Source organism: Nocardioides speluncae, from assembly GCF_003121585.1.
Lineage (GTDB): Bacteria > Actinomycetota > Actinomycetes > Propionibacteriales > Nocardioidaceae > Nocardioides > Nocardioides speluncae.
The window spans coordinates 322921-345290 of the sequence record NZ_QEOO01000016.1; the positions used below are offsets into that span (position 1 = coordinate 322921).

At 68.9% G+C, this 22370-nt stretch carries 23 protein-coding genes and 2 tRNA genes; 19 read left to right on the top strand and 6 right to left on the bottom strand.

Annotated elements, in window-relative coordinates; translation table 11 throughout:
- Positions 1 to 105: 105 nt before the first annotated feature.
- Positions 106 to 1149 (top strand): DUF7436 family protein, encoded by a 1044-nt coding sequence (locus DDV73_RS08960; protein ID WP_109506899.1) that lies wholly within the window; start codon positions 106 to 108, stop codon positions 1147 to 1149.
- Between the two features lie 722 nt (positions 1150 to 1871).
- Here DDV73_RS08960 and DDV73_RS08965 read toward each other — a convergent pair.
- Positions 1872 to 1962: transfer RNA gene (locus tag DDV73_RS08965), tRNA-Ser, on the bottom strand.
- A gap of 126 nt (positions 1963 to 2088) precedes the next feature.
- A complete protein-coding gene (locus DDV73_RS08970) occupies positions 2089 to 2541 on the bottom strand; it encodes a hypothetical protein (protein WP_240617190.1) in 453 nt (150 codons plus the stop codon).
- 102 nt (positions 2542 to 2643) lie between these two features.
- On the opposite strand from DDV73_RS08970, the gene DDV73_RS08975 reads away from it, so the two are divergent.
- The 7 genes from DDV73_RS08975 to DDV73_RS09005 all read left to right on the top strand — a co-directional run bounded on the left by DDV73_RS08975 (position 2644) and on the right by DDV73_RS09005 (position 8840).
- The gene (locus DDV73_RS08975) at positions 2644 to 3015 is read left to right on the top strand and encodes a hypothetical protein (RefSeq protein ID WP_109506900.1); all 372 of its coding nucleotides are present in this window, start codon (positions 2644 to 2646) and stop codon (positions 3013 to 3015) included.
- A gap of 60 nt (positions 3016 to 3075) precedes the next feature.
- Positions 3076 to 3167, top strand: a tRNA-Ser gene (locus tag DDV73_RS08980).
- Positions 3168 to 3232: 65 nt separating this feature from the next.
- Positions 3233 to 4480, top strand: coding sequence for an MFS transporter (locus tag DDV73_RS08985; protein ID WP_161962331.1), 1248 nt, complete (start codon positions 3233 to 3235; stop codon positions 4478 to 4480).
- Positions 4481 to 4708: 228 nt separating this feature from the next.
- Positions 4709 to 5410 carry a helix-turn-helix transcriptional regulator gene (locus tag DDV73_RS08990; protein WP_161962332.1) on the top strand — a complete coding sequence of 234 codons (702 nt, stop codon included), beginning with the start codon at positions 4709 to 4711 and terminating at the stop codon, positions 5408 to 5410.
- 368 nt (positions 5411 to 5778) lie between these two features.
- Positions 5779 to 6579 (top strand): helix-turn-helix transcriptional regulator, encoded by an 801-nt coding sequence (locus DDV73_RS08995; RefSeq protein ID WP_109506903.1) that lies wholly within the window; start codon positions 5779 to 5781, stop codon positions 6577 to 6579.
- A 240-nt stretch (positions 6580 to 6819) separates the two neighbouring features.
- Positions 6820 to 8307: a purine-cytosine permease family protein gene (locus tag DDV73_RS09000; protein WP_109506904.1), complete on the top strand. Its 1488-nt coding sequence runs from the start codon at positions 6820 to 6822 to the stop codon at positions 8305 to 8307.
- On the top strand, positions 8304 to 8840 hold the full coding sequence (locus DDV73_RS09005; protein ID WP_109506905.1) for a cysteine hydrolase family protein: 537 nt from the start codon (positions 8304 to 8306) through the stop codon (positions 8838 to 8840). Before DDV73_RS09000 ends, DDV73_RS09005 begins: the two co-directional genes overlap by 4 nt.
- A gap of 7 nt (positions 8841 to 8847) precedes the next feature.
- Here the strand turns inward: DDV73_RS09005 and DDV73_RS09010 are convergent, their stop codons facing one another.
- Entirely contained in the window at positions 8848 to 9084 is a 237-nt protein-coding gene (locus DDV73_RS09010) for a biotin/lipoyl-binding carrier protein (protein ID WP_109506906.1), read from the bottom strand.
- A gap of 117 nt (positions 9085 to 9201) precedes the next feature.
- On the opposite strand from DDV73_RS09010, the gene DDV73_RS09015 reads away from it, so the two are divergent.
- From DDV73_RS09015 to DDV73_RS09025, 3 genes are read left to right on the top strand one after another with little or no spacing between them, the layout of a single operon-like run.
- Complete coding sequence (locus tag DDV73_RS09015) at positions 9202 to 10338, top strand: FG-GAP repeat domain-containing protein (RefSeq protein WP_109506907.1); 1137 nt, start codon at positions 9202 to 9204, stop codon at positions 10336 to 10338.
- A 16-nt stretch (positions 10339 to 10354) separates the two neighbouring features.
- Positions 10355 to 10975 carry a TetR/AcrR family transcriptional regulator gene (locus tag DDV73_RS09020; RefSeq protein ID WP_109506908.1) on the top strand — a complete coding sequence of 207 codons (621 nt, stop codon included), beginning with the start codon at positions 10355 to 10357 and terminating at the stop codon, positions 10973 to 10975.
- Positions 10976 to 10983: 8 nt separating this feature from the next.
- Positions 10984 to 12678 carry a hypothetical protein gene (locus tag DDV73_RS09025; protein ID WP_109506909.1) on the top strand — a complete coding sequence of 565 codons (1695 nt, stop codon included), beginning with the start codon at positions 10984 to 10986 and terminating at the stop codon, positions 12676 to 12678.
- A 7-nt stretch (positions 12679 to 12685) separates the two neighbouring features.
- On the opposite strand, the gene DDV73_RS27850 is transcribed toward DDV73_RS09025, so the two are convergent.
- Both DDV73_RS27850 and DDV73_RS09040 read right to left on the bottom strand, forming a co-directional pair.
- Entirely contained in the window at positions 12686 to 14431 is a 1746-nt protein-coding gene (locus DDV73_RS27850) for a hypothetical protein (RefSeq protein ID WP_154402677.1), read from the bottom strand.
- A gap of 11 nt (positions 14432 to 14442) precedes the next feature.
- Positions 14443 to 15228 carry a carbon-nitrogen hydrolase family protein gene (locus DDV73_RS09040; RefSeq protein WP_240617191.1) on the bottom strand — a complete coding sequence of 262 codons (786 nt, stop codon included), beginning with the start codon at positions 15226 to 15228 and terminating at the stop codon, positions 14443 to 14445.
- A 34-nt stretch (positions 15229 to 15262) separates the two neighbouring features.
- On the opposite strand from DDV73_RS09040, the gene mobA reads away from it, so the two are divergent.
- The 8 genes from mobA (at position 15263) to DDV73_RS09080 (ending at position 21158) form a co-directional block, all read left to right on the top strand.
- Positions 15263 to 15853: a molybdenum cofactor guanylyltransferase gene (gene mobA / locus DDV73_RS09045; protein WP_109506913.1), complete on the top strand. Its 591-nt coding sequence runs from the start codon at positions 15263 to 15265 to the stop codon at positions 15851 to 15853.
- 54 nt (positions 15854 to 15907) lie between these two features.
- Positions 15908 to 16288 (top strand): DUF6457 domain-containing protein, encoded by a 381-nt coding sequence (locus DDV73_RS09050; protein WP_109506914.1) that lies wholly within the window; start codon positions 15908 to 15910, stop codon positions 16286 to 16288.
- Between the two features lie 21 nt (positions 16289 to 16309).
- Positions 16310 to 17278 carry an NAD(P)H-quinone oxidoreductase gene (locus DDV73_RS09055; protein ID WP_109506915.1) on the top strand — a complete coding sequence of 323 codons (969 nt, stop codon included), beginning with the start codon at positions 16310 to 16312 and terminating at the stop codon, positions 17276 to 17278.
- Positions 17279 to 17596: 318 nt separating this feature from the next.
- Complete coding sequence (locus tag DDV73_RS09060) at positions 17597 to 18727, top strand: HNH endonuclease signature motif containing protein (RefSeq protein ID WP_240617192.1); 1131 nt, start codon at positions 17597 to 17599, stop codon at positions 18725 to 18727.
- A 257-nt stretch (positions 18728 to 18984) separates the two neighbouring features.
- The gene (locus DDV73_RS09065) at positions 18985 to 19833 is read left to right on the top strand and encodes a MerR family transcriptional regulator (protein WP_109506917.1); all 849 of its coding nucleotides are present in this window, start codon (positions 18985 to 18987) and stop codon (positions 19831 to 19833) included.
- Positions 19830 to 20183 carry a VOC family protein gene (locus DDV73_RS09070; RefSeq protein WP_109506918.1) on the top strand — a complete coding sequence of 118 codons (354 nt, stop codon included), beginning with the start codon at positions 19830 to 19832 and terminating at the stop codon, positions 20181 to 20183. The genes DDV73_RS09065 and DDV73_RS09070 overlap by 4 nt, the downstream gene beginning before the upstream one ends.
- Before the next feature lie 276 nt (positions 20184 to 20459).
- Entirely contained in the window at positions 20460 to 20666 is a 207-nt protein-coding gene (locus tag DDV73_RS09075; RefSeq protein ID WP_109506919.1) for a BldC family transcriptional regulator, read from the top strand.
- A 66-nt stretch (positions 20667 to 20732) separates the two neighbouring features.
- Positions 20733 to 21158: a VOC family protein gene (locus DDV73_RS09080; protein WP_109506920.1), complete on the top strand. Its 426-nt coding sequence runs from the start codon at positions 20733 to 20735 to the stop codon at positions 21156 to 21158.
- Positions 21159 to 21169: 11 nt separating this feature from the next.
- On the opposite strand, the gene DDV73_RS09085 is transcribed toward DDV73_RS09080, so the two are convergent.
- A complete protein-coding gene (locus tag DDV73_RS09085; protein ID WP_109506921.1) occupies positions 21170 to 22327 on the bottom strand; it encodes an acyl-CoA dehydrogenase family protein in 1158 nt (385 codons plus the stop codon).
- Positions 22328 to 22370: the final 43 nt, after the last annotated feature.

Genomic DNA, 22370 nt, shown 5'->3' on the forward strand with positions numbered 1-22370 from the left:
GCAGGTTCTTGCAATTGAAGCGCCCCGGCCGGATTCGGCCGGGGCGCTTCATCATTCTGCAAGAAGGTGCATAATCCCTTCTAAGGCTCGGACGGAGGGACGGCTGTGACGAAGCGCAAGGAGCCCAACAGCGCTGGCGGGCGCGCCGTCACGAAGGAGGAGCGCGAGCTCCTGGAGACGTCCGGGGCCAAGCTGTTCGAGTACATCGTGGGTCACGGCGGAATCCCCGGCGACGATCCCCTGATAGCAGCTGACTCACCAGAGCACGATGCGTTCGACGTGCTGGTCAAGCTCGGCCTGCTCGCCCACGACAGCAGCAGCGGCGCTTTTCTCCCGGTCGACCCATCAATCGTCTCGTCTCAGATCGTGGCGCCGATTGGCCAGCGGGGCGCCGAACTACTCAAGGAGTCTTCGGCGTGGGCGAATGCGCTCAGCGATCTCGCCCTCAGCTGGCGGCGTTCGCCTGGCACAAAGCATGGCCCCTTCACCGAAATTCACGGGCGCGACACGATCAACGAGTTCCTCGAGTCGCTCGTAGCCGACGCCCGCATGGAGTTGCTAGCGGCGCAGCCCAATGCGGGCCGCAGCACGACCCGCTTCCCACAGGTAACCGAAGGCGAACTTCGTGCGATGGCGCGCGGCGTGTCGATCCGGACGCTCTACCAGCACGCAGCACGCCGCAGCACGCCGACACACGCGTACGTCTCGACCGTGTCTAGCCATGGCGGCGAGGTTCGCACGCTCGACGAGTTCTTCAATCGGATGGTCGTGGTAGATCGCGAAGTCGTAGTCATCCCAAGCGCCGAGGGGGAAGTCACCGCACTGGTAGTCCGTGAACAGTCGGTAGTGGCATATCTCGTTGACATCTTCGAACGCGCGTGGGAGCGAGCCCGACCTTTCACGAATCGCGAACTGGGCACCGTTCACGCCATCGCAGACGAGCAGCGAGAGATGACCATCCGCATGCTCATCCAGGGACACGCCGACCCATCGGCCGCCAAACGGCTCGGCGTCAGTCCGCGGACGTACGCCGGGTACGTCGCAGACCTCAAGGATGAGTACGATGCGCAGACCCGTTTCCAGCTCGGATACGCAATGGGGCAACGCGATGCAGCGGAGCGAACCAGCGGCGGCGATGAGCAGCGCTAACTAAACGAGGGCAGCGACCAAAGGTCGCTGCCCTCGTTCCTTGAGACGGGCCGGGGGGTTGGCTCAGGGACCGAACATGTGGGGGGTTGAGTCGGGTCCTCGTCTCAGGACTTTGGTGGTCGCTGGTCTACCATTGCACAATCCATTGGTAGTCGGCGTGTGCCACAGGCCCAGTCAGCACAGTGCCAAGGGCCAGGACTGCCGTTGCTGCAACAACAGTGCCAAGTCGACGCGCTACGTTCTTCATTTGTTTTCTCCACCTCGTTGCGGGGGCCGGGGTGGTGTCCCACAACCAGTCTGCGACAACTTGCAGTCGCGCACCAAGCCCAGGCCACCCTCAGAAAAGTGCATTGCAAGATCGTGCAATCGCTTGCCTCCGGGGGTCCCAGCATGGGACCATTCGGCCGCCGTATGACAGACCACAACATATCGGAAATACAACGAGGGCAGCGACCGTGATCGCTGCCCTCGTTCCTTGAGACGGGCCGGGGGGGTTGGCTCAGGGACCGAACATGTGGGGGGTTGAGTTGGGTCCTCGTCTCAGGGTCTGTGAACTTGTGGGCTCCGCCTCTCGGCGGTGCTCCATCAGTCTGCGACATCTTGCAGTCGATCACCAAGCGACCGGCTCCCTCAACTATTTGCAGTGCAAGATCTTGCAATCGGACCTTCGAATGCATGAAATGACGCGATCCCCTTCGCGACTGCGAAGGGGATCGGGTCGGCGGAGGCGGAGGGATTTGAACCCTCGATGGGGTTGTAGCCCCAAACCCGCTTAGCAGGCGGGCGCCATAGACCAGACTAGGCGACGCCTCCGTGCCGGCCGCGCGGCTCACACCACGAGACGGCCCGCATAGGTTACAAGGCCCGCCCGGCGGACGCCGAATCAGGCACGCCTGGTCTCGATACGGTCGCTGCGCGACCTACTCGACCACCGAGGGCTCAGCCGAGCTTGCGCAGGCCGTGACCGCGGTTGAGATGCTCCTGAACGTCGCGGACGAACGCCTCCCGGTTGCCCGCCAGTGCCGCCACCGGAATCGTCGTCGTACGCCCGTCCCGCAGCCGGAGCACCAGGCACGGCTGATTGTGGAGAGTGGTGGTGACCGCGTCCTCCACGTCCTTCCACCGCGCCTGCTTGACGCCAGCGCCGCGGACCAGACGGACGCGGTAGCCGTCGGCGCCGAGCCGGACGACGTACGCGCGCTGCGTGAGGTACCAGCCGACGGCAGCGATCGCCAGGAGTACGACGAAGACGCCGACAGCAAGCAGCCCGATGGACGCGTCGAGCGCGGCGACCACGAGTGTGAGGGCGAAGACGAGGACCGCGAGCAGGACGATGCTCGCGCCCATCATCCGAGCGGCGAGCGCGGGCGAGAGTCGATAGTCGGACGGCACATCCCCGATTACACAAGACGCATCTCTTCAAGGACAAATGCCTCTTGATCGTCAAGGGTGAGCCACGTCACACTCGGAGTCCCCCCATCTTCGGAGGTCGTCATGGCCACGATGCAGGCAGCACTCGCTGGGCTCAACCAAGCGCTGGACGCACCGCGGCTCCAAGGCGTGGCCTTGGGGAACTGGCGCTGGGTGGTCCGACAACGGATGGCCGGCGTCCGCGAGTCCCTGGCGAACGAGCAGCCTCCGAACGTCGAGTGCTGGCTTGCGCACCGCGCCGGAGCGATCCGCAAGGAGCGCAACGTTCTCCTCGGCCGGCTGTCCGCGCTCGGACCTCAGGTCCTCGAGGCGGCGGATCCCGAACAGGTCCGGGTCGAGATGAAGCGACTGCTCGCCGACATCAGTCACCACCTCCAGCGCCTGCACGACCTGGCGTACGACGACGTCGAGTACGAGGTCGGCGGGTCGGAGTAGGGTCGGTGTACGGCGGCAGCCCGCCGTACACTCCCTGACGTGCGTCGACGGGTCGCGCACGGAGGGGTGCCGGAGTGGCCGATCGGAACCGCCTTGAAAGCGGTCGCTGGCAGAGATGTCAGCCGCGGGTTCGAATCCCGCCCCCTCTGCCAGTTCTGGGCGGTTTGACCAGACCCGCTGGTTGACCATTCATCTGCGTAAGGCAACATTGTTTGGTATGGCGAGGGAGCGCGCTGTGATCTCGGGTCTGCGCTACCGCGACTTGTTTCGGGACCACGAATTCTCGGGCATGTACGCGGCGGACGTGCTGACTCTGCTTGGCACGTACATGGGTCGATTCGCTGTCGCCGCCCTGGTGCTAGACAGGACAGGGTCGGTCGCGATGACCGCCGGCGTCTTCGCGGCGTCGTACCTCCCACACGTCTTCGGTCCTTGGCTCGCGACCCTCGCCGACATCTTCCCGACCAAGGGACTCATGGTCCTCGCGGACATCTCCCGAGCGGCGATCGCTCTGGTCTTGGTCATCCCCGACGTGCCGTACTGGTTGATCCTGGTCGTCCTCTTCACGATCGAGACAATCCAGATCCCGTTCGGAGCCTCACGTCTTGCGACGCTGGCCGATGTCCTGACCAAGGAAGAGTTCCCGGTCGGCAACGCATTGGTAGCGGCCACCCGGCAGGCGCTCCAGGTGCTCAGCTTCGCCATCGGCGGCGTGATCGTGTACGCCGTCGACCCCGAGCCCGCGCTCTATGTCAACGCCGCGAGCTTCCTGGTGTCAGCACTGCTCATCCAGGCCTTCGTTCGCGCGCGTCCGGTCGCCTGGCACAGGCTCGACGAGCGGCCGTCGATCTGGACCGGCACCAAAGATGGCCTGGCGTTCATCCGCGACGCACCACACATGACCGCTTGGTTCTCCCTGCTGGCGGTCGGTCCGGGCATGGTCGTGGTGGCCGAGGCTCTGGCCCTGCCGTGGGCGCACCAACTCGGCTGGGACGAGCGTGTCGCCGCGCTCATGATGAGCGCGATCGCTCTTGGCGGCGTGGCTGGCCTGGTGGTCTTCGGTCGTGCCCGCGCCGAGCAGCAGTTCGCACTGGTCTACCCGCTTGCATACTCTGCGGCCGGCATCGTGGCGCTGGCGGGGCTAGCCGGCTGGCTGACGCACAGCCCCGTGCCAGTGATGGTCGTGCTCTTCTTCAGTGGCGCCTCCCTCTGCTACCTGGTCGCAATACAGACGAAGGTCGCCGCCACCATCCCGCGCGAGGCACGCGGCCGGATCTTCGGCCTCGGCAACACGGTCATGCAGCTGTCGCAAGGTTCCGCGATCCTGATCGCCGGTCTCGTTGGAGAAGGGGTCCGGATCGGCTGGGTTCTGATTGGGCTCGGCTGCATCGGGTTCGTGGCGATCTCGCTGATCTACCTCGGCGACCGCAGCCGCACCCGCGTCCACGCTGACGCACACGCCTGACACCGCGTCCCGCGCGGGTTTACCATTTTGAACGGCGCCGGCTAGGGCCTGCGGCAGGCCGACTCGGGCAGTACACCTCGGCGCCGCGCCTGTGCCACCACGGGGGTGCACATGTCCGTGCCCATCATGTCTGCCGACGAGCGCCAGCAGGTGCTCGATGCGAGCCTGCCTCTACAGGCGGTTCGCGCCCGAATCGTCGATGAACTCACGCGTTCTCCGGTCTCAGGCGTGCAGCTCGAGGTGTTCACGCTGGGCGGCCGGGAGCTGGGAACCTGGCTTCAAGAGGTCTGCATGGCGGCGTCGGAACTCACCGCGGTCACGATCGCCAAGGGCGGAAGTTCCACCCTGCGACTCTCGCGTTCGAACGAGCTGGCGGTCGCGAAAGGGCAGCGGATGACCAGCCTCTTCGATCTCTCCCACGGCCGTACGCAGCAGGCAGAGTACGTGCTGTCCCACCCGGAGATGCCGTACTACGTCGGCTTCGGACCAATGCAGATGAAGGTCCTCGATCGCCGGACCGTCATGGCTGCCGGCCCTCCGGTCGCCGAAAGGGTCTCGGTGATGCTGATCGAGCGGCCCGATGCTGTGGCTGCCGCGATGCACTACACCGCCGTCGTGAAGTCGAAGTCGGTCGCCGTCCGTGACCTGGTCCTGGAGCCCGTTGACCTGACCGCCCGGCAACACGCCGTGGCACAGCTCCTCGCCCAAGGCCACGGCGACGACTCCATCGCCCGCACTCTTGGGATCAGCGTGCGCACCGCGCGTGCCGAGTTCGCCGTACTTTCGACTGCCCTCAATGCCGCCAGCCGGTTCGCCGCCGGCTTCAAGTACGCGATGTTGGTGAACTCGACGCCTGCCATGACGGCCGCCGCCCACACCGCGCTCGCGGACCTCGAGCAGCCATGGTCGATCGACGGTCGCGACGGCTGACCGTGTAGACGGGCACGGCGTCCCCCGCGCGCCGTGCCTCAACCCAAGCCTCCTCCCAAGTCGATGGGCGCGGCTTTACCTTCGGCGGCGAACCTGTTGGTCGCCCCAAAGCACGCGGCTCGGTCGGGGCTAGAGCCTGACAGGAGGTCATGCGTCCACTCTGCGCACAACCCTGACAGCTTCGCCCAGATCAACATAGGGTTTCGTCTGGCGTCGGCTAGGGCCTACCGCGGGTCGACTCGGGCAAGCACACCTCGGCGCCGTGCTGGCGCCACAGCAGGGGTGCACATGTTCGTTCCGATCGTGTCCGGCCCGGACCACCAGCGGCGCGTCGCCGCTGCTCGCCCGCTCCAGAGGGTTGGAGCCCGATGAACGACGTGCCCGCCCTGAACCTGCCGATCCGCGACCGGCAGCGCATCCAGGACGCAGCGATGCCACTGCTTCTTATCCGCGCCCGGCTGTGCGCCGAGCGCTCCGGAAGCCAACACGGTGTCACCGTTGAGCAGTTCAGGACGGCCGTAAAAGCGCAGGCGCGGGTGACGGAACTCGGCCGCATGTCCGATGAGCTGACAGCGGTGGCCGAGCTGACCGGTCTGGATAACACCAGCTGCGCCGAGATGGCGCAGCGCGACGAGCGGGCGATTCAGGAAGGCCAGCGGATGACTGGTCTCTTCGACATCACCGGGGGTCCGGCGTCGCGGGTTGAGATGCTGCTGAACGCTCGCCATCTGCCGTACTACTTCGGCTTCGGGCCGGTTCGGCTGAAGGTCTTCGATCGCCGGACCGTGCTCCTCGACGGCCCACCGTCGATCCAGACGCCGGCGATCATGCTGATCTCGCGTCCCGAAGCCGTCCAGGCCGCCATCGGCTACATCGAGGTGGTGAAGTCCTACTCCGTGGCCGTGCAAGACCTGAGCCCTGCTCCGGTCGAACTCAGCCAACGCCAGCATGCTGTGGCGAGACTGGTGTCCGAGGGCCACAGCGATAGCGAGATCGCACGCACGCTCCTGATCAGTGGACGGGCCGTGAGGGCAGAGGTCGCGGCGTTCTCCGAGGCTCTGGGCGCCCAGGCCCGCTTCGCGGCGGGCGTGAAGTACGGCGTACTCATCTGCACCAACCGGGCCTTCCGCGACGCAGCGACCGACGGCCTGCGGGCACCGTCACAGTGAAAGCAGCGGGCACGGCGTCCCCCGCGCGCCGTGCCTCGCAGCCAAGCCTGCCTCTCAATCCGAGACCCTGGCATTACCTTGCATTTTGCTGCAGCTTGGCGGTTCGGACAGATCCTCGGGCTTGGCTAGGGCCGTCAAGCACGTTGCGCGGCCGATGGCGGACACAGCGGTTGACCGCACCGGCCCAGCCTTCTAGCCTGCGCGACACGGTTTGGGCAGCTCGGGAGGGGACCCACAGGGATGACGAACGAACCGCTTCACGCGTCTCGGCGACAGCGCCGGGTGTTCGCAATCGAGACCAACGGGATGAACGTGATCCGCGGGCACCACCGCAAGGGTGTGGCCAAGGAGCTTTTCTGGCCCTGGTTCGGGGCAAATGTGTCGGTGCTCGGGCTGAGCTACGGCGCGTACGCACTCGGCTTCGGGATCTCCTTCTGGCAGGGGGTGTTCGCCGGTTTGGCGGGCATCCTCTTCTCGTTCCTGCTCGTCGGCCTGATCTCGCTGGCGGGCAAACGGGGTTCCGCGCCGACGATGCTGCTCAGCCGGGCGGCGTTCGGGGTCCGGGGCAACAGGTTCCCGGCGGCCATCTCCTGGCTGCTCACGGTGGGCTGGGAGACGGTGCTGACGATCCTCGCCACGCTCGCAACGGCCACCGTCTTCGAGGAGCTCGGCTGGGGTGGCGGCGACTTCACCAAGGCCGTCGCGCTGGCGGTGATCTGCGTACTCGTCGTGATCGCGGGCGTGATCGGCTTCGAGATGATCATGCGGCTGGAGTCGGCGATCACCATCGTCACGGCCGTGCTCACGGTGGTCTACATCGTGCTGGTCATGGACGACATCAAGTGGAGCACCGTCGAGGCGCTTCCCTCAGGATCCTGGCAGCAGGTGCTCGGCGCCACGACGCTGATGATGACCGGCTTCGGCCTGGGCTGGGTGAACCTGGCGGCGGACTACTCGCGGTACCTGCCGCGGGAGGTGTCGAACCGAAGCGTGGTCGGCTGGACCACCTTCGGTGGCGCGCTCGCGCCGGTCATCCTGCTCATGTTCGGCCTGCTGCTGGCCGGGTCCTCGGCAGACCTCAGCGCGGAGATCGGAAGCAACCCGATCGGCGCCCTGGCGCACGCGCTGCCGCACTGGTTCCTGGTGCCCTTCGCACTCGTCGCCGTGCTCGGACTGGTCGGCGGCGCCGTACTCGACATCTACTCGTCCGGGCTGGCCATGCTCGCCGCCGGCATTCGTGTACGCCGGCACATCGCGGCGCTGATCGACGGCATCGTGATGCTGCTCGGGACGATCTACGTGGTGTTCATGGGCCAGAACTTCCTTGCCCAGTTCATGGGCTTCCTGATCACGCTCGGCGTACCGATCGCGGCCTGGTGCGGCGTGATGCTGGCCGACATCCTGATCCGGCGCGAGGACCTGGTCGAGGAGGAGCTGTACATGCCGGGCGGCCGGTACGGCAACGTCCAGTGGACGCCGATCGCCATCATCGCGGTCTGCACCGCGCTCGGCTGGGGCCTGGTCACCAACATGCAGGCCACCTGGCTGACCTGGCAGGGCTACCTGCTCGGCCCGCTCGGCCTCGGCGGCAAGGAGGGCGACTGGGCATGGGCCAACCTCGGTGTGCTGCTTTCGCTGGTGCTCAGCTTCGTCGCCTACTACCTGCTGGCCCGTCGCCGGGTGCAGCGCCAGGAGGCCGGCCAGGCTGAGGAGCTGGTGGCCGTATGACCGGACCCGCGGGGTTGCTCGCCCTGATCGACCTGCAGCGGATCTTCGCCGACCCCACCAGCTCGTGGGCGGCACCGCGGTTCGCCGAGGTGCTGGCGCCGACCCGCAAGCTGGTGGCGGCGTTCGCCCCGCGGGTGGTGTTCACCAGGTTCGTCGCACCGAGCGTGCCGCAGGGCCGATGGGTGGACTACTACCAGCAGTGGCCGTTCGCGCTCCAGCCGCCGGACTCCGATGACTATCAGCTGGTGCCGGAGTTCGCCGGCGAACCGACCTTGGATGCCACGACCTTCGGCAAGTGGGACGCACTCGCCGACTTGCTCCAGCCGGGCGACCGACTCGTGCTGGCGGGCGTGTCCACCGACTGCTGCGTGCTGTCCACGGCGCTCGCGGCCGCGGACGCCGGCGTACACGTCCAGGTGGTCGCCGACGCCTGCGCCGGCGCGGACGACACCACCCACGCGAATGCGCTGGCGGTGATGGCGCTCTACGGGCCGCTGGTCGAGGTAGTGACGCTGGCCGACGTCGTCGGCTAGCTGGCCCTCAGGACCGACTGAGCGTCAGCAGCACGTCGCCCTCTTGTACGACGTCGCCTGGGTCGACCTTGATCTCGAGGACGGTGCCGGGGGCTTCGGCGAGCACGGGGATCTCCATCTTCATCGACTCCAGGAGTACGACGATGTCGCCGGCGGCGACCTGGTCACCGGGAGCAACGGACACGGTCAGGACGTTGGCCACCATCTCTGCGGCGACGATCTGGGTCTGCTGCTCGCGTGCCATGGCAGCGAACCTACCGGCTCGATGGTGCTACTCGCGCGTTCGTGGACCAGCGGCCGGGCGGAAGCCATCTGAAAAGACTGCTTGTTGGATTGGTCACAGAGGGCATACCGTCCGATCATGCGAAAAGCGACCCTTTCTGTTCTCCTGACCGCCGGCGCGCTCGTCGCGACGGCCACTCCGGCGCACGCCGCCGACCCGTCGTTCGCGCCGTACGTCTCGACCGCGATCGACAACACCGCCGGTCCCGGCCCCGCGCCGCGAGGGACGGCGACCGCGGACTTCGACTCCGACGGCATCCCGGACATTGTCACGATCACCGACTTCACCTACGGCGACATCCTGCTGGCCACCGGCGACGGGGACGGCACGTTCACGCCGGCCGGCGAGATCCCCGGGACCGTCCAGGTGCAGGGCCTGGATGCCGGCGACGTCAACGGCGACGGCAAGGCCGACGTGGTCGCGATGACCGTCACCGAGGTGCGGATCCGGCTCGGCAACGGTGCGGGCGGCTTCAGCAACGGCCCGACGTATCCGCTCACGCTCGGCGGCCAGGTCGAGCCGCGACTGGTCGACCTCGACGGCGACCGCGACCTCGACATCGTCGCGCCGACCTTCACCGCGATCCAGACCCTCCGCAACAACGGCTCGGGCACCTTCACGGCCGGCCCGACGACGCAGGTCCCGGGTGCCGCCGCCATCTCCGCGATCGACCCGGCCAAGCTCGACGCGGATGGCAAGACGGACCTGTTCGCGGTCGACGGGTTCTCGGGGACGACGTTCGCGCTGCGTGGCACCGGCAACGGTGGGTTCACGATCTCGGGCCAGCTCTTCGCGAGCGGGCTGGTGCCGGAGGACGTGACCGCGATCGACCTCAACGGCGACGGCTTCGACGACGCCGCCACCGTCGGCTCGTTCAGCTTCACGCTGGTCACCGCGCTCACCGACGGCAGCGGGGCGTTCACCTCGCCGGTCGGTACGCCGCAGTTCGGCGGCTCCGGCCCGACCAGCGCCACCGCGGCCGACATCGACGGCGACGGCCGCGAGGATCTGGTCGTCTCCTCGCTCTTCACGCCGGTGCCGACCGTCACCGTGCTCGCCGGCAACGGCACGGCCGCGATGCGCAAGGTCGGCGACTTCCGGGTCGGCATCGCACCGCAGAACCCGGTCGTCGCCGACTACGACGGCGACGGGCGCCTGGACATCGTCACCGCCGGCGTCGGTGCGCTGTCCTTCCTGCGCAACACCACCCCCTGACTGGGAGGATCAGGAGGTGAGTGGGCTTCGGGTCTACGCCGGCCAGACCGCGTCCGAGCGCGAGGCTGGCCGGCGGGCCCGACTGCTCGCCACCATCCACGACGTGGTCGGCAGCCAGGGGTACGCCGCACTCAAGGTCGAGCGGGCGTGCGCCCTCGCCGGCGTCTCCACCCGGAACTTCTACACGCTCTACGCCAACAAGGAAGCCGCCTTCGTGGACCTGTACGCCGACCTCACCGACCAGTCGGTGCACCGGGTGCTGGCCTCGCTCACCGAGACGGCGGCCCGGCCGATGGTGGAGCGGATCCCGGCGGCGTTCCTCGCCTACCTCGAACCGATCTTCGCCGACTCGCGATCGGCCCGGATCCAGTTCGTCGAGGTGGTCGGGCTGAGCCCGCAGATCGAGGCGACCCGGCTCCGCTACCGCGAACGGCTGATCGAGCTGATCGAGGCCGAAGGCGCCACGGCCGTCGCCCGCGGCGAGGTCACCGACCGCGACTGGCGGTTCGCCGCTCTCGCACTGATCGGCGCCACCACCGCGATCGCCTACGACTGGGTGCAGCGACCCCAGCACCCACCCATCGAGCGGCTCGAGCGGCAGCTCAGCGCTCTCGCCGTACAACTCCTGACCGACTGAGGAGCCCCATGAAGCACCTGGTTGCCACCGGCGCCGTCATCGCCGCCGCGTTGGCCTGTCCCCTTGCCGCCGTACCGTCGGACGCCGCGGTGGCGACCAGTGTCTGGTACGTCGCCGCACACGCCCGCGCGGCTGGCGACGGGTCCGCCCAGCGCCCGTTCGACCAGCTCGCCGACGCCGAGCATGCGTCGCGGGCCGGTGACGTCGTCTACGTGCTGCCGTCGGCACGCATGCTCGACGGCGGGATCCGGCTCAAGCCGCGGCAGACGCTGGTCGGCGGCTGTCCGGCGGTCCGCGGGCTGGCGGCCACCGCCAAGGCGGCCCGGCTGACCAACACCACGACCCGGCTGGCCGGCGACGCGGTCCGGCTGAGCGACGGCGCGACGGTGCGCAACCTGCGGATCACCGGCGCCCGGCGCGGAGCGGTGTACGGCGTCGACGTCACCGGTGTCCGGGTGCTCGGCAACGACGTGTCCGGCCACAACACCTCCTGCACGCCCGGCTTCCTGATCCCGCAGTTCAACGCACCCACGAACCTGCCCGGCGTCGGCATCCCGATCGTGGGCGGGCTGCCGAACGGCTGGGCCGGAGTGATGATCGATGGCGGTCGCCGTACGGGGGCGACCGCCACGATCTCCGGGAACGTGGTGCGCGACGCGGTCTGCGGGGACGGGATCGACGTCCGCACGTGGGGCACGGCGTCGTACCAAGTCACCATCAGCGGCAACGAGGTCCACCACCTGCAGCAGGGCGAGGACTTCAAGTCGCTGCTCGCGATCGGGCTGCAGACCCGCGGCCACTCGGAGCTGGTCGCCAGCGTCACCGGCAACGTGCAGCGCGACCTCGGCAACCCCGACGACCTCAACGTCGTGGTGGGTGCGGACTCCGAGGGCGTCTTCGTCAACGGAGTCGGGCCGTCGACGCTGAAAGCCACGGTGGAGCGCAACATCTACACCAACGTGCGCGGGCTGGGCGGCTTCTCCGCCAACGGGTTGGAGATGGTGACGATGGGCGCGGGCTCCCGCGTCGACGTCGTGGTCCGCGACAGCCACTTCTCCGGCTCCCCCGGCGACGTGATCGAGGAGGGCGCCCTCGGCACCAACGCCCGGCTGAGCATGGTGCTGGAGCGGGTGACCGCCGAGCGCTCGACCGGCATCGGCAACACCGCGGTCGTGCCGTTCAACAACGGCGACTGCCTGCTGGCCGGCAGCCTGGGCGCCGGCAACGACATCCGGCTGACCGTCCGGGACAGCGTGCTCCGCGGCTGCAGCAACAACGGCCTGTCGGTCGGCAGCAACGTGGTCAACGGCTCCGGCCCGACCAACAGCATCGACGTCCTGGTCGACCGGACCCGGATCACCGGCAACCGCGGCGGCAACCTCGGGATCCGCAACTTCACCGGGCTCCGGAGCCTCTCGGTCAAGGTACGGCGCAGCGACCTGGCCGGCAGCCGCGGCCTGGGCTCGGCGTTCGCCGACGTCGCGGCCGAGGACCTCGGGTCGACCGATCACAGCGTGATCGAGATCAGCGACAGCTGCGTCGATGGTCCGCTGTTCGCGGCGCATGTCGTGCGGTACGACGTGGCCGCCCGGCAGGTGTGGTGGGGACAGCCCGGCGGACCCGGCCCGTTGGCGACGACGGTGCTCGGTGGCTCGCTGGACAGCAGCAGCCCGCTCGGCGAGCGGCCGGCGTACTGCGGCTAGGTAGGTCTCAGAGGAGGGCGTGGATGCGGGCCGGCTCGGGGCGGACCGCGGTGGCCTCTTCCTCGCGGCGGGCCCGGGTGGAGCGGGAGCCGGTGAAGGCCAGGTCGATCCGGATCACGGCGTACCCGATCGCCAGGCCGCCCAGCACGCTGTAGGCGACGGTCAGGCTGGCCTCGCCGAGGGACGTGGCGGGGTTGATCAGCGCGCAGGCGATGGCGGTGGTGCCCGCGACGCCGAACGCGCACACCCACCAGCCCTGGCGGCGGCGGGCGCGCATGTGGCAGCCCCAGACCAGAGCGGGGATGCCGAGCAGCACCATGATCGGACGGGGTACGGCGCCGAGGCTGCGGCGCGTCCAGCCGACCGCCTCGTAGAGCTGGTCGACGGCAACCGGGGTGCCGTAGCGGCGCAGCAGCTCGGCGTACGCGACGCCGATGACCAGCATCAGGGTGCCGATGAGGACCACGACCGTGCCGCGGGTGCCGAGTCCGTGAAGGCCGGCGCCGAGCCGGTAGACCACCAGCAGGCCGAGGGCCAGGGAGAGGCCGAGGGCGACGTACTCGAAGCGGTCGAGGTTGGGCCGCGGCTCGTAGCCCACGACCGCGAGCGCGCCCACGCAGGACAGCCCGGCCGCGATCAGGGTCTCGCGGGCGGCCTTCGGGAAGGTGACGGCCGGGACCGTCCCCATCACCGCAAGCACGCCGGTCACCATCGCGGTCACGATCGCGGCGCCGCCGCGCAGGAAGTGGCCGTCCTCGAACATGATCACGATGCCGCCGAGGAGCAGCGCGAGCAGGCCGTAGAGGATCGGCCGGCCGCCGGTGCGAGCCGCGAGCGCGTAGGTGAAGGTCGCGGTGATCAGCACCGCGCCATACCCGCCGAACTTGTGCAGCGACGGCTCGACGATCGCACTCACCAGCAGCGCGAAGCCGAGGGCGGCGACGCCGGCCAGGATCATGACCAGCGTGCCGTGGACGAAGCCTTGGAACCGGCCGGCCTTCTGCTGCGGCTGGATCGGCGGCCGGGTGGCCGGCCGCTCGAGGGTGGCGGTGACGGTGGTCGCGGCCGCCGAGCTGGAGGCGAGCGCCCGGCGAGGCGCCGCCGTCGGCGCGGGTATAGGCGCGGGTGCCGGTGGCGGCGCGGCTGCCCGTGGCGGCGTGGGGGCCGGTGGCGGCGTGGGGGCGGGAGCCGGCGCCGACTGCCGGCGGCCCGACGAGCTGCGGTCGGCACGGCTGCCCTTGCGCTTACGACGTGGGTTGGTCTCGAGTGCCGGGTCCGGCGTGGGTACGGCGGGTGCGGGCGTGGGCTTCGGGGCCGCGGCGGGCGGCGGCGTCGCGATCCGGCGGCCGGCGGGTTTCGGCTGGGCCACGGGCGGCGGCTGGCGGTACGGCTGACCGGCCGGCGCCTGCCGGACCTGGGTCGGAGCGGGAGCCTGAACCGGCGGCTGAACGCGGGCCTGGACGGGTGCCTGAGCGATCTGTGGCGGGGACGGCGGCCGCGGTGCCGGCGGCTGCTGAACCGGCTGATGGGGCATCGGCTGGGGCGCCTGGGGAGGCGGCGACAGGGTCGGCGGCATCACCTGCGGTGGCGTCCGGGTCGGCTCGGGGCCGGGGCGGTGCTGGGGTGCCGTGCCGTTCGACTCGGGCATCCGCAGCTGGGGGCGCAGGCCGCCCATCCGCGAGGCACGCTGCTTGCCGCCGCGCCGCGACTGCGGCTTGTCGGCGATCCGGCGGCCATGCTTCGAGGACGACACGATGACGAACGTTACAGCCGACGGTTGATGAGCGACGGATTGGTCTCGCGTGCCTCGATCAGAACATTTCGGTGCAAAGTGCCCGAAATGACTTCGTCTTCGGGACCGGCTGAGGCCACGACGTCTCCCATCGGGTCGTAGATGGCGGAGTGGCCGGTGTAGCGCGGGCCCGGCTGCGCGGCGCCGACGACGTACACAGTGTTCTCGATCGCGCGGGCGCGCAGCAGCGTCTGCCAGTGGTCGAGCTTGCGGTGCCCGGCGACCCACGCGGCGGGTACGACGAGCACCTCGGCGCCGCGGTCGACCAGCGCCCGGGCCAGCTCGGGGAAGCGGAGGTCGTAGCAGGTCATCAGCCCGACCAGCCAGCCGCTGACCGGCACCACCACCGGCGCCCACGGCCCGGCACTGAGCCGCTCGGACTCCTTCCAGCCGAAGGAGTCGTATAGGTGGATCTTGCGGTACGCCGCGCTCACGCCGTCGCCGCGCATGATCAAGGTGTTGAACGGCCGGGCCGGGTCCTTCTCGTTGACCCCGAACATCCCGGCCAGCAGCGTGACCCCATGCTCCTTGGCCACCCGCTCGACCTCGGTCGCGAACTCACCGTCCTCGGTCTCTGCGAACCCGCTGACGTCGGAGCCGGCGTGCCCGAAGTCGCGCGCGAACGCCTCCGGGAAGACCACCAGGCCAGGTCCGGCGGGGGTCTTTTCCGCCAGCAGGGCACGGTTCTCCGGAGGGTCCAGGGTCGAGGCTTCCTGCACGACGTGGACCACCAGATCCGAGGCCTGGTGAGCGGACACGCTCACAGACTGCCACCGATGCGATGATTCGGCCATGGGTCCGGTCCACAGTCTCAGCGATTGTGGAGCGGTGATCCTCGCCGGCGGCACCGCCGTACGCATGGACGGCGTCGACAAGGCATCCGTCGAGCTGGCCGGCCGAACCCTGCTCGCGCACGCGCTCGACGCGGTCGTGGACGCCGGTGAGACCGTCGTGGTGGGCGACCCGGTGCCCACCGAACGGCCGGTCACCTTCGCCCGCGAGGAGCCGACCGGCGGCGGCCCGGCCGCCGGCCTGCTGGCGGCTCTCGACGCGTTCGTACGCCGCCCACCGCTGGTCGCCCTGTTGGCCGTCGACATGCCGCGGGTCAGCCCCGCGACCTTCGGCAGGCTGCTGGCCGCCGGCGCCGGGCACGACGGCGCACTGCTGGTCGGCGCCGACGGCCGGCGGCAGCTGTGCGGCGTACTCTCCGTGCCTCTGCTCGACGCGGTCGCGCCGCGGCCGGAGTTCCGGCCCGGGCTCGCGATGCACCGGCTGCTGTCGCTGCTGGATCTGGCTGAGGTTCCGGCGATCGGCGACGAGGCGCGCGACGTCGACAGCTGGGCGGACCTGCGCGACCTCAGGGAGAGGCTCGAAGAGAGCTGACCGAACTGGGCAAACGGGCTTGCGAGGGCGCGCACGTTCGGAGACTGTGGTCAGGTGAACCTTCACGACTGGATCGACGAGCTGTGCGACGCACTCGACGTCGAGGCCGAGGTCGACGAGGCTCTCATCCTCGACCTGGCCCGGACTGCTGCGCACAACGTGGACCGGAGGGCAGCCCCGATCACGACGTACCTGCTCGGGTACGCCGCGGCACAGGGCAAGGCCGACCCGGAAACGATCGAGGACCTGGCTGGCCGCGCCAGCGTCCTCGCCGAAAGCTGGGACCGCCCAGCTGACGCCCCCGACCCGGACGATGTCGCCGTCACCGTCGACGTACCGGACGACAGAGGCGTGGACCATACGACCGATCACTACGACGGCGTCGCACCTGACGACGAGGATGACGAGGTGCTGACCGGTTCAGCAGGCCCGTAGGCCTCCTCTACGCTCGGCGTCATGCGCGCCGTGATTGCCAGCGAGCCGGGTGGCCCGGAGGTTCTGTCCGTCATCGAGGTGGACGACCCGGTCCCCGGGGCGGGCGAGGTGCTGGTCGAGGTGGCGGCGACGGCGATCAACCGCGCCGACCTGCTGCAGCGGATGGGCTTCTACCCGCCGCCGCCCGGTGAGTCCGAGATCCTCGGGCTCGAGTGCAGCGGCACCATCGCCGCGCTCGGCTCGGACGTGTCGGGCTGGGCCGTCGGTGATCAGGTCTGCGCACTGCTGGCCGGTGGCGGGTACGCCTCGCAGGTCGTCGTACCTGCTGGTCAGCTGATGCCGGTGCCGTCCGGCATCTCGCTCGAGCTGGCGGCGGCACTGCCCGAGGTCGCCTGCACCGTGTGGTCGAACGTGTTCATGATCGCCGGGCTGCAGCCGGCCGAGAGATTCCTGGTGCACGGTGGCGCGGGCGGAATCGGGACCTTCGCGATCCAGCTGGCCTCCGCGCTGTCCGCGAAGGTCTTCGCGACCGCCGGGACCCCGGAGAAGGCCGCCATCTGCGCCGACCTGGGTGCCGACGTCGCCATCAACTACCGCGACGAGGACTTCGTGGCGGTGCTGCGCGAGGCCGGCGGGGCGGACGTCATCCTGGACAACATGGGCGCTTCGTATCTCGGCCGCAACGTCGATGCGCTGGCCAGCGAGGGCAGGCTAGTTGTGATCGGCCTGCAGGGCGGCACCAAGGGCGAGCTCGACCTCAACGCCCTGCTTCGCAAGCGCGGCGCGGTGATCGCCACGACGCTGCGCGCCCGACCGCGAGCCGAGAAGGCGGCCATCTGCGCCTCGGTCGTGGAGAACGTCTGGCCGCTGGTCGCCGACGGCACCGTGCGTCCCGTCGTACACACCACGCTGCCGCTGGCCGAGGCCGCCGAGGCGCACCGGGTGATGGAGTCTGGTGAGCAGGTCGGCAAGATCTTGCTGGCTGTCTGAACCTCTCTCTTGTGGCGGGCTGTTTGGGGTTGGGGCCTTTCATTTACAGATTTACGTGGTTACCGTCGGCGGTTGGTTGCGGTACTTGGTTCGGCTGCCTTTCGGCTTACGGCCTGCTCGGGTCAACGGCCTGTGGTTGCGGTTCGAACTCTTTGACTATCGTTCGAACGTATGTACAATTGACGTAGTCAGTCTTAATTGGTACGCCATGGGGGAGGTGCAGGAAGAATGCTCGTCAATTCGCCACATCCGGTGCTTGCCTGCGCTGCCGCTATTGAAGTTGCTTTGGGTGAAGTAGCCGAGGTTGATCCCGAATTCATGCGGACCAGTGAGAAGGCTGATGCGCTGCTCGCCCTCGCCCGGCTGGAGACTCAGCTGGCCGCGCTGCGGCTGAAGGTGATGGCTACCTCCGATGATGTGGCCGCTGATGCCGGAGCCCGGGATGTGGCGGCCTGGCTGGCCCACGAGTCGCGTGGTGCCCCGGCTGCCTGTCGCGCCGAGCAGCACCTCGCGGCGGCGCTCGACAGCCGGTGGACCCGACTCGGTACGGCGGTCACTGAGGGCGTCGTCAATCTCGCCCAGGCCCGCGTGATCGCCCGAGCGTTGGACGAGCTCCCTACCGGCCTCGATCCCGAGTTGCTGGTGCAGGCCGAGGACCATCTGGTCGAAGCCGCCGCCGAGTACCGCCCCGACCAGCTGCGGGTGCTCGGCAGGCGGATCCTGGACGTGATCGCCCCCGAGATCGGCGAGGCCGAAGAGGCCAAGCAGTTGCAGCGCGAGGAAGAACGTGCCTGGGAGACCACCAGCCTCACCCTCACCCGACGTGGCGACGGCACCACCCGACTCACCGGCGTCCTGCCCGACGCAGCAGCGACCAGGCTGGCGACCTATCTGGACGCCTTCGCCTCACCGCGTCAGCACGCCAGCGCGATGCCGCAGCACCGCGCCAGGGGTCAGGCGTTCCTCGCACTGCTAGAGCACCTCGACCCGGCCAAGCTCCCAGCGCACGGCGGCGACGCCACCACCGTCATGGTCACCATCAACCACGACGCCCTCACCCGCGACCTCGCCACCGCCGGCCTGGTCGGCACCGACGACAAGATCACCGCATCCGAAGCCCGCCGGCTGGCCTGCACCGCCCAAATCATCCCCGTCGTACTCGGCGGGAAATCCGAGATCCTCGACCTGGGCCGCACTCGCCGACTCTTCTCCCGAGCCCAGCACAAAGCAATGCGGCTCCGCGACAAACAATGCCGAGCAGAGAATTGCACGATTCCGGCATCGTGGTGTGAGGCCCATCATTGGAACCCATGGTCAAGAGGCGGAAAGACCAACCTCACCGACGGAATCCTGCTTTGTTCGCATCATCATCGCCGAGCGCATGATCCGCACTATTCGACGGAGAGAATTCCCCACGGCGCCATCCGATTCACCGCAGGACGTAACTGACCTCCGTCATTGCTGACGCGCGGGCGATTCGGCCTCGGTCGTCTGTGGGCGGCGTAAAGCGGCTTGGCCGCGGCGCGCGCCAACGGCGCGCAACCAACCGCGAATGCTGTGCGCGCGACGCGCCGCCGCAGCGCCCGCAGGCGACCGAGGCCGGACCGCCCGCACACCAGCCCACACCCCCACCGACCGACCCCAAACAGCCCGCTTGACTCTCCGGCTGCCGGAGGGTGCAGGCTCGTGGCCATGAGGTTCAGGGCATGAGCACGCAGGTCGCGATCGGGGAGTTCTCCCGGCTGACACACCTGAGCGTGAAGACGCTCCACCACTACCACGAGGTCGGGCTGCTGGAGCCCGCGAGCATCGACACCCACTCCGGCTACCGGCGGTACGCGATCGAACAGGTGCCGCAGGCACACCTGATCCGCCGGCTGCGCGACCTGGAGATGCCGGTGCCGCAGGTGCGGGAGGTGCTGCTGGCGCCGGACGAGGCCACCCGCGACGCCGCGATCCGGGCGCACCTGCTCCGGATGGAGGACGAGCTGCGGCGTACCCAGTCGGTCGTCGCCAGTCTGCGGACGCTGCTCTCGCCGACCACCCAGCTCGCGATCGAGTACCGCACGATCGCCACCCAGCCGGTCTTCACGGTCAGCGACGTGGTGGCCTGGCGCGACATCATCGACTGGTGCGACGACGCCTTCGACCGGGTGTACGCCGCGATCAAGGCCGCCGGCGCGCGGCCCGCGGGTCCCGGCGGCGGCTGCTACTCGCAGGAGTTCTTCAGCGAGGACGACGGTGGCGACGTGATGGTGTTCGTGCCGGTCCCGCACGGTGTCCGGCCGGCGCCGGCGACCACCGGTGTCGCCAGCCAGGACCTGCCGGGCGGGCGGTTCGCGGTGACCACCCATAGCGGCACCTTCGACGACTTCGACCGCACGTACGGCGCGCTCGGCAGCCATGTCGCCGAGCATCATGTAGCCCTGCCCGACCCGATCCGCGAGTTCTACCTCGTCGGACCGGACACCACCGAGGACCCCGCCAGCCAACTGACCGAGGTGTGCTGGCCCATCGCCGATGAATCGGCCGACACCACCAAGGAGCCCCGATGAACCTCAAGCTTGCCGCCGTCACCTTCGACTGCGACGACGCCGCCGCCCTCGCCGGCTTCTGGTCCGACCTGCTCGGCGTACCCGTCGACTCCGGCGCCAACGCCGAGATGGCGTCGATCGGGCAGGAGCACTCGACGAAGGGGCCGGCGATCTTCTTCCTGCAGGTGCCCGACAAGACGCCCGGTAAGAATGCCGTACACCTCGACCTGGCTGCCAAGGACTGGACCGCCCAGATCGACCGGGCGGTCGACCTCGGCGCGAAGCGGATGGGCGACTTCGACGAAGCGGGCTTCGTCTGGACCACCCTGGCCGACCCCGAAGGCAACCTGTTCGACATCGCCCGCGGTTAAGAAAACCCCAGCAACGTCACCCAACTGCCACTCGGCGTCGTCCACAGGTTCGCAAAAGTCGTGGTGGACGACGCCGATCAGGCCGTTGAGTGCCGCGAATGCCGCGTTCTAGGGTTACCCCAGGCCGGACATTCTTCGCTAGGCGGACCCCGGGGCAGGAATTGTGGACGCCGAACACGGTCTGGCGCCGATCGACTTGTGAGACCCTTGCATGTCGCGGGGAGGGAGCATTCCCCGGCAACTGGAGGGTCTCTTAATTCTTCCGGGGGGTTGGGCATGGAGGCTAGGAAGCGTGCGACCGAGAGCGCGCTGATGACACCCGCTGAGGTGGCTGCGCTGTTCCGCGTGGACCCGAAGACGGTCGGCCGCTGGGCGCGCGCCGGAAAGCTGAGCTACGTCACCACCGCCGGCGGCCATCGCCGGTTCTTCCGTGACCAGGTCATGGAGATGCTCGGCGAGGTGCACACCGCCGAGGACGACTAGCTCTCGACATCACCGGCCGGCCGGGCCAATGTTGAGCCATCCACACCCCACGTTCCGGGAGCGACGATGGCGTCACGACTCAACCCGTACCTCACCTTCGGCGGCAACGCCCGCGAAGCCATGGAGTTCTACCAGGCCGCGCTCGGCGGCGAGCTCACCGCGAACACGTACGGCGAGCTGGCCGGCGGGTCGCCCGAGGGCGCGCCGCCCGGCTACGAGGACAAGCTCATGCACAGCCTGCTCGAGACGCCGAGCGGCTTCACGCTGATGGGCGCCGACGACCCGCCGGGCGAGTCCAGCGGTGGCGGCTCGGGATTCTCGATCAGCCTGTCCGGAGACGACGCCGACGACCTGCGCGGCTACTGGGAGAAGCTGTCCGACGGCGGCACCGTCACGGTCCCGCTGGAGCAGCAGATGTGGGGTGACGAGTTCGGCATGGTCGTCGACCGGTTCGGCGTCAACTGGATGGTCAACATCGTCGCGCCCGAGTAGCTAGCTGGTAGCTACAGCCCCATGTCCTTGGCGATGATCGACTTCATCACCTCGGACGTGCCGCCGTAGATCCGGTTGACCCGGTTGTCGGCGTACAGCCGGGCGATGGGGTACTCGTTCATGTAGCCGTAGCCGCCGTGGAGCTGCAGACACCGGTCGATCACCCGGTGCGCGACCTCGGTGCAGAAGAGCTTCGCGGACGCGGCCTCGGCCGGGGTCAGCTCGCCGGCGTCCAGCGCCTCCAGCGCCCGGTCGGCCACCGCCTGCGCGGCGTCCACCTCGGTCTGGCAGGCCGCGAGCTCGAACTTGGTGTTCTGGAACGCCGCCACCGGCTGGCCGAAGACCTGCCGCTCCTGGGTGTACTTCTTGGCCATCTGGACCGCGGCCGCGGCCTGGGCGTAGGCGCCGTACGCGATCGAGAGCCGCTCGCGCGGCAGGTTGTTGCCGAGGTAGGAGAAGCCCTTGTGCTCCTCGCCGAGCAGCTCCTCGGCGGGTACGACGACGTCGGTGAACGCGAGCTCGGCGGTGTCGGAGGTCTTCAGGCCGATCTTGTCCAGCTTGCGGCCGACCGAGTAGCCATCGGCCTTGGTGTCGACGATCAGCAGCGAGATGCCATGCCGGCGGTTGCCCTCGTCGGCCGGGGCGGTGCGGGCACAGACGATCACCCGGTCGGCGTGGACGCCGCCGGTGATGAAGGTCTTGGCGCCGTTGAGGATGTAGTGGCTGCCGTCGTCGGAGAGCTTCGCGGTGGTGCGCATCCCGGCGAGGTCGGAGCCGGTGCCGGGCTCGGTCATCGCGATCGCCCACATCTCCTCGCCGGAGACGAACTTGGGCAGCCAGCGCTTCTTCTGCTCCTCGGACGCCAGGCTCAGGATGTAGTGCAGGCAGAGCGCGACGTGGACGCTCTGGCCGCCGAAGGAGACGCCGACCCGGGTCAGCTCCTCGGACTCGATCGCGGAGTACTTGAACGACTCGATCCCGGCGCCGCCGTACTCCTCGGGCACCTCGATTCCGAACAGGCCGAGCTCGGCGAGCTTGTAGTAGAACTCGCGCGGCACCTGTCCGGCGGCCAGCCACTCGTCGTACACCGGGACCACCTCGGCCTCGATGAAGGAGCGGAGGGTCTGGCGGAAGGCTTCGTGGTCCTCGTTGAAGACGGTACGGCGCATGCGCTACTCCTCAGTAACAGTGGTGTTGTCAGCATAGAGGGTG

Excerpts from the sequence above, each read along its gene's own strand:
- DDV73_RS09025 (WP_109506909.1), top strand. The coding sequence starts at position 10,984 with ATGAAGCACCTGGTTGCCACCGGCGCCGTCATCGCCGCCGCGTTGGCC.
- DDV73_RS09005 (WP_109506905.1), top strand. The coding sequence starts at position 8,304 with ATGACCGGACCCGCGGGGTTGCTCGCCCTGATCGACCTGCAGCGGATC.
- DDV73_RS09075 (WP_109506919.1), top strand. The coding sequence starts at position 20,460 with ATGGAGGCTAGGAAGCGTGCGACCGAGAGCGCGCTGATGACACCCGCT.
- DDV73_RS09010 (WP_109506906.1), bottom strand. The coding sequence starts at position 9,084 with ATGGCACGCGAGCAGCAGACCCAGATCGTCGCCGCAGAGATGGTGGCC.
- DDV73_RS08975 (WP_109506900.1), top strand. The coding sequence starts at position 2,644 with ATGGCCACGATGCAGGCAGCACTCGCTGGGCTCAACCAAGCGCTGGAC.
- DDV73_RS09070 (WP_109506918.1), top strand. The coding sequence starts at position 19,830 with ATGAACCTCAAGCTTGCCGCCGTCACCTTCGACTGCGACGACGCCGCC.
- DDV73_RS09015 (WP_109506907.1), top strand. The coding sequence starts at position 9,202 with ATGCGAAAAGCGACCCTTTCTGTTCTCCTGACCGCCGGCGCGCTCGTC.
- mobA (WP_109506913.1), top strand. The coding sequence starts at position 15,263 with ATGGGTCCGGTCCACAGTCTCAGCGATTGTGGAGCGGTGATCCTCGCC.
- DDV73_RS08995 (WP_109506903.1), top strand. The coding sequence starts at position 5,779 with ATGAACGACGTGCCCGCCCTGAACCTGCCGATCCGCGACCGGCAGCGC.
- DDV73_RS09080 (WP_109506920.1), top strand. The coding sequence starts at position 20,733 with ATGGCGTCACGACTCAACCCGTACCTCACCTTCGGCGGCAACGCCCGC.
- DDV73_RS09065 (WP_109506917.1), top strand. The coding sequence starts at position 18,985 with ATGAGCACGCAGGTCGCGATCGGGGAGTTCTCCCGGCTGACACACCTG.
- DDV73_RS09000 (WP_109506904.1), top strand. The coding sequence starts at position 6,820 with ATGACGAACGAACCGCTTCACGCGTCTCGGCGACAGCGCCGGGTGTTC.
- DDV73_RS09085 (WP_109506921.1), bottom strand. The coding sequence starts at position 22,327 with ATGCGCCGTACCGTCTTCAACGAGGACCACGAAGCCTTCCGCCAGACC.
- DDV73_RS08985 (WP_161962331.1), top strand. The coding sequence starts at position 3,233 with ATGGCGAGGGAGCGCGCTGTGATCTCGGGTCTGCGCTACCGCGACTTG.
- DDV73_RS09060 (WP_240617192.1), top strand. The coding sequence starts at position 17,597 with ATGCGGACCAGTGAGAAGGCTGATGCGCTGCTCGCCCTCGCCCGGCTG.
- DDV73_RS09055 (WP_109506915.1), top strand. The coding sequence starts at position 16,310 with ATGCGCGCCGTGATTGCCAGCGAGCCGGGTGGCCCGGAGGTTCTGTCC.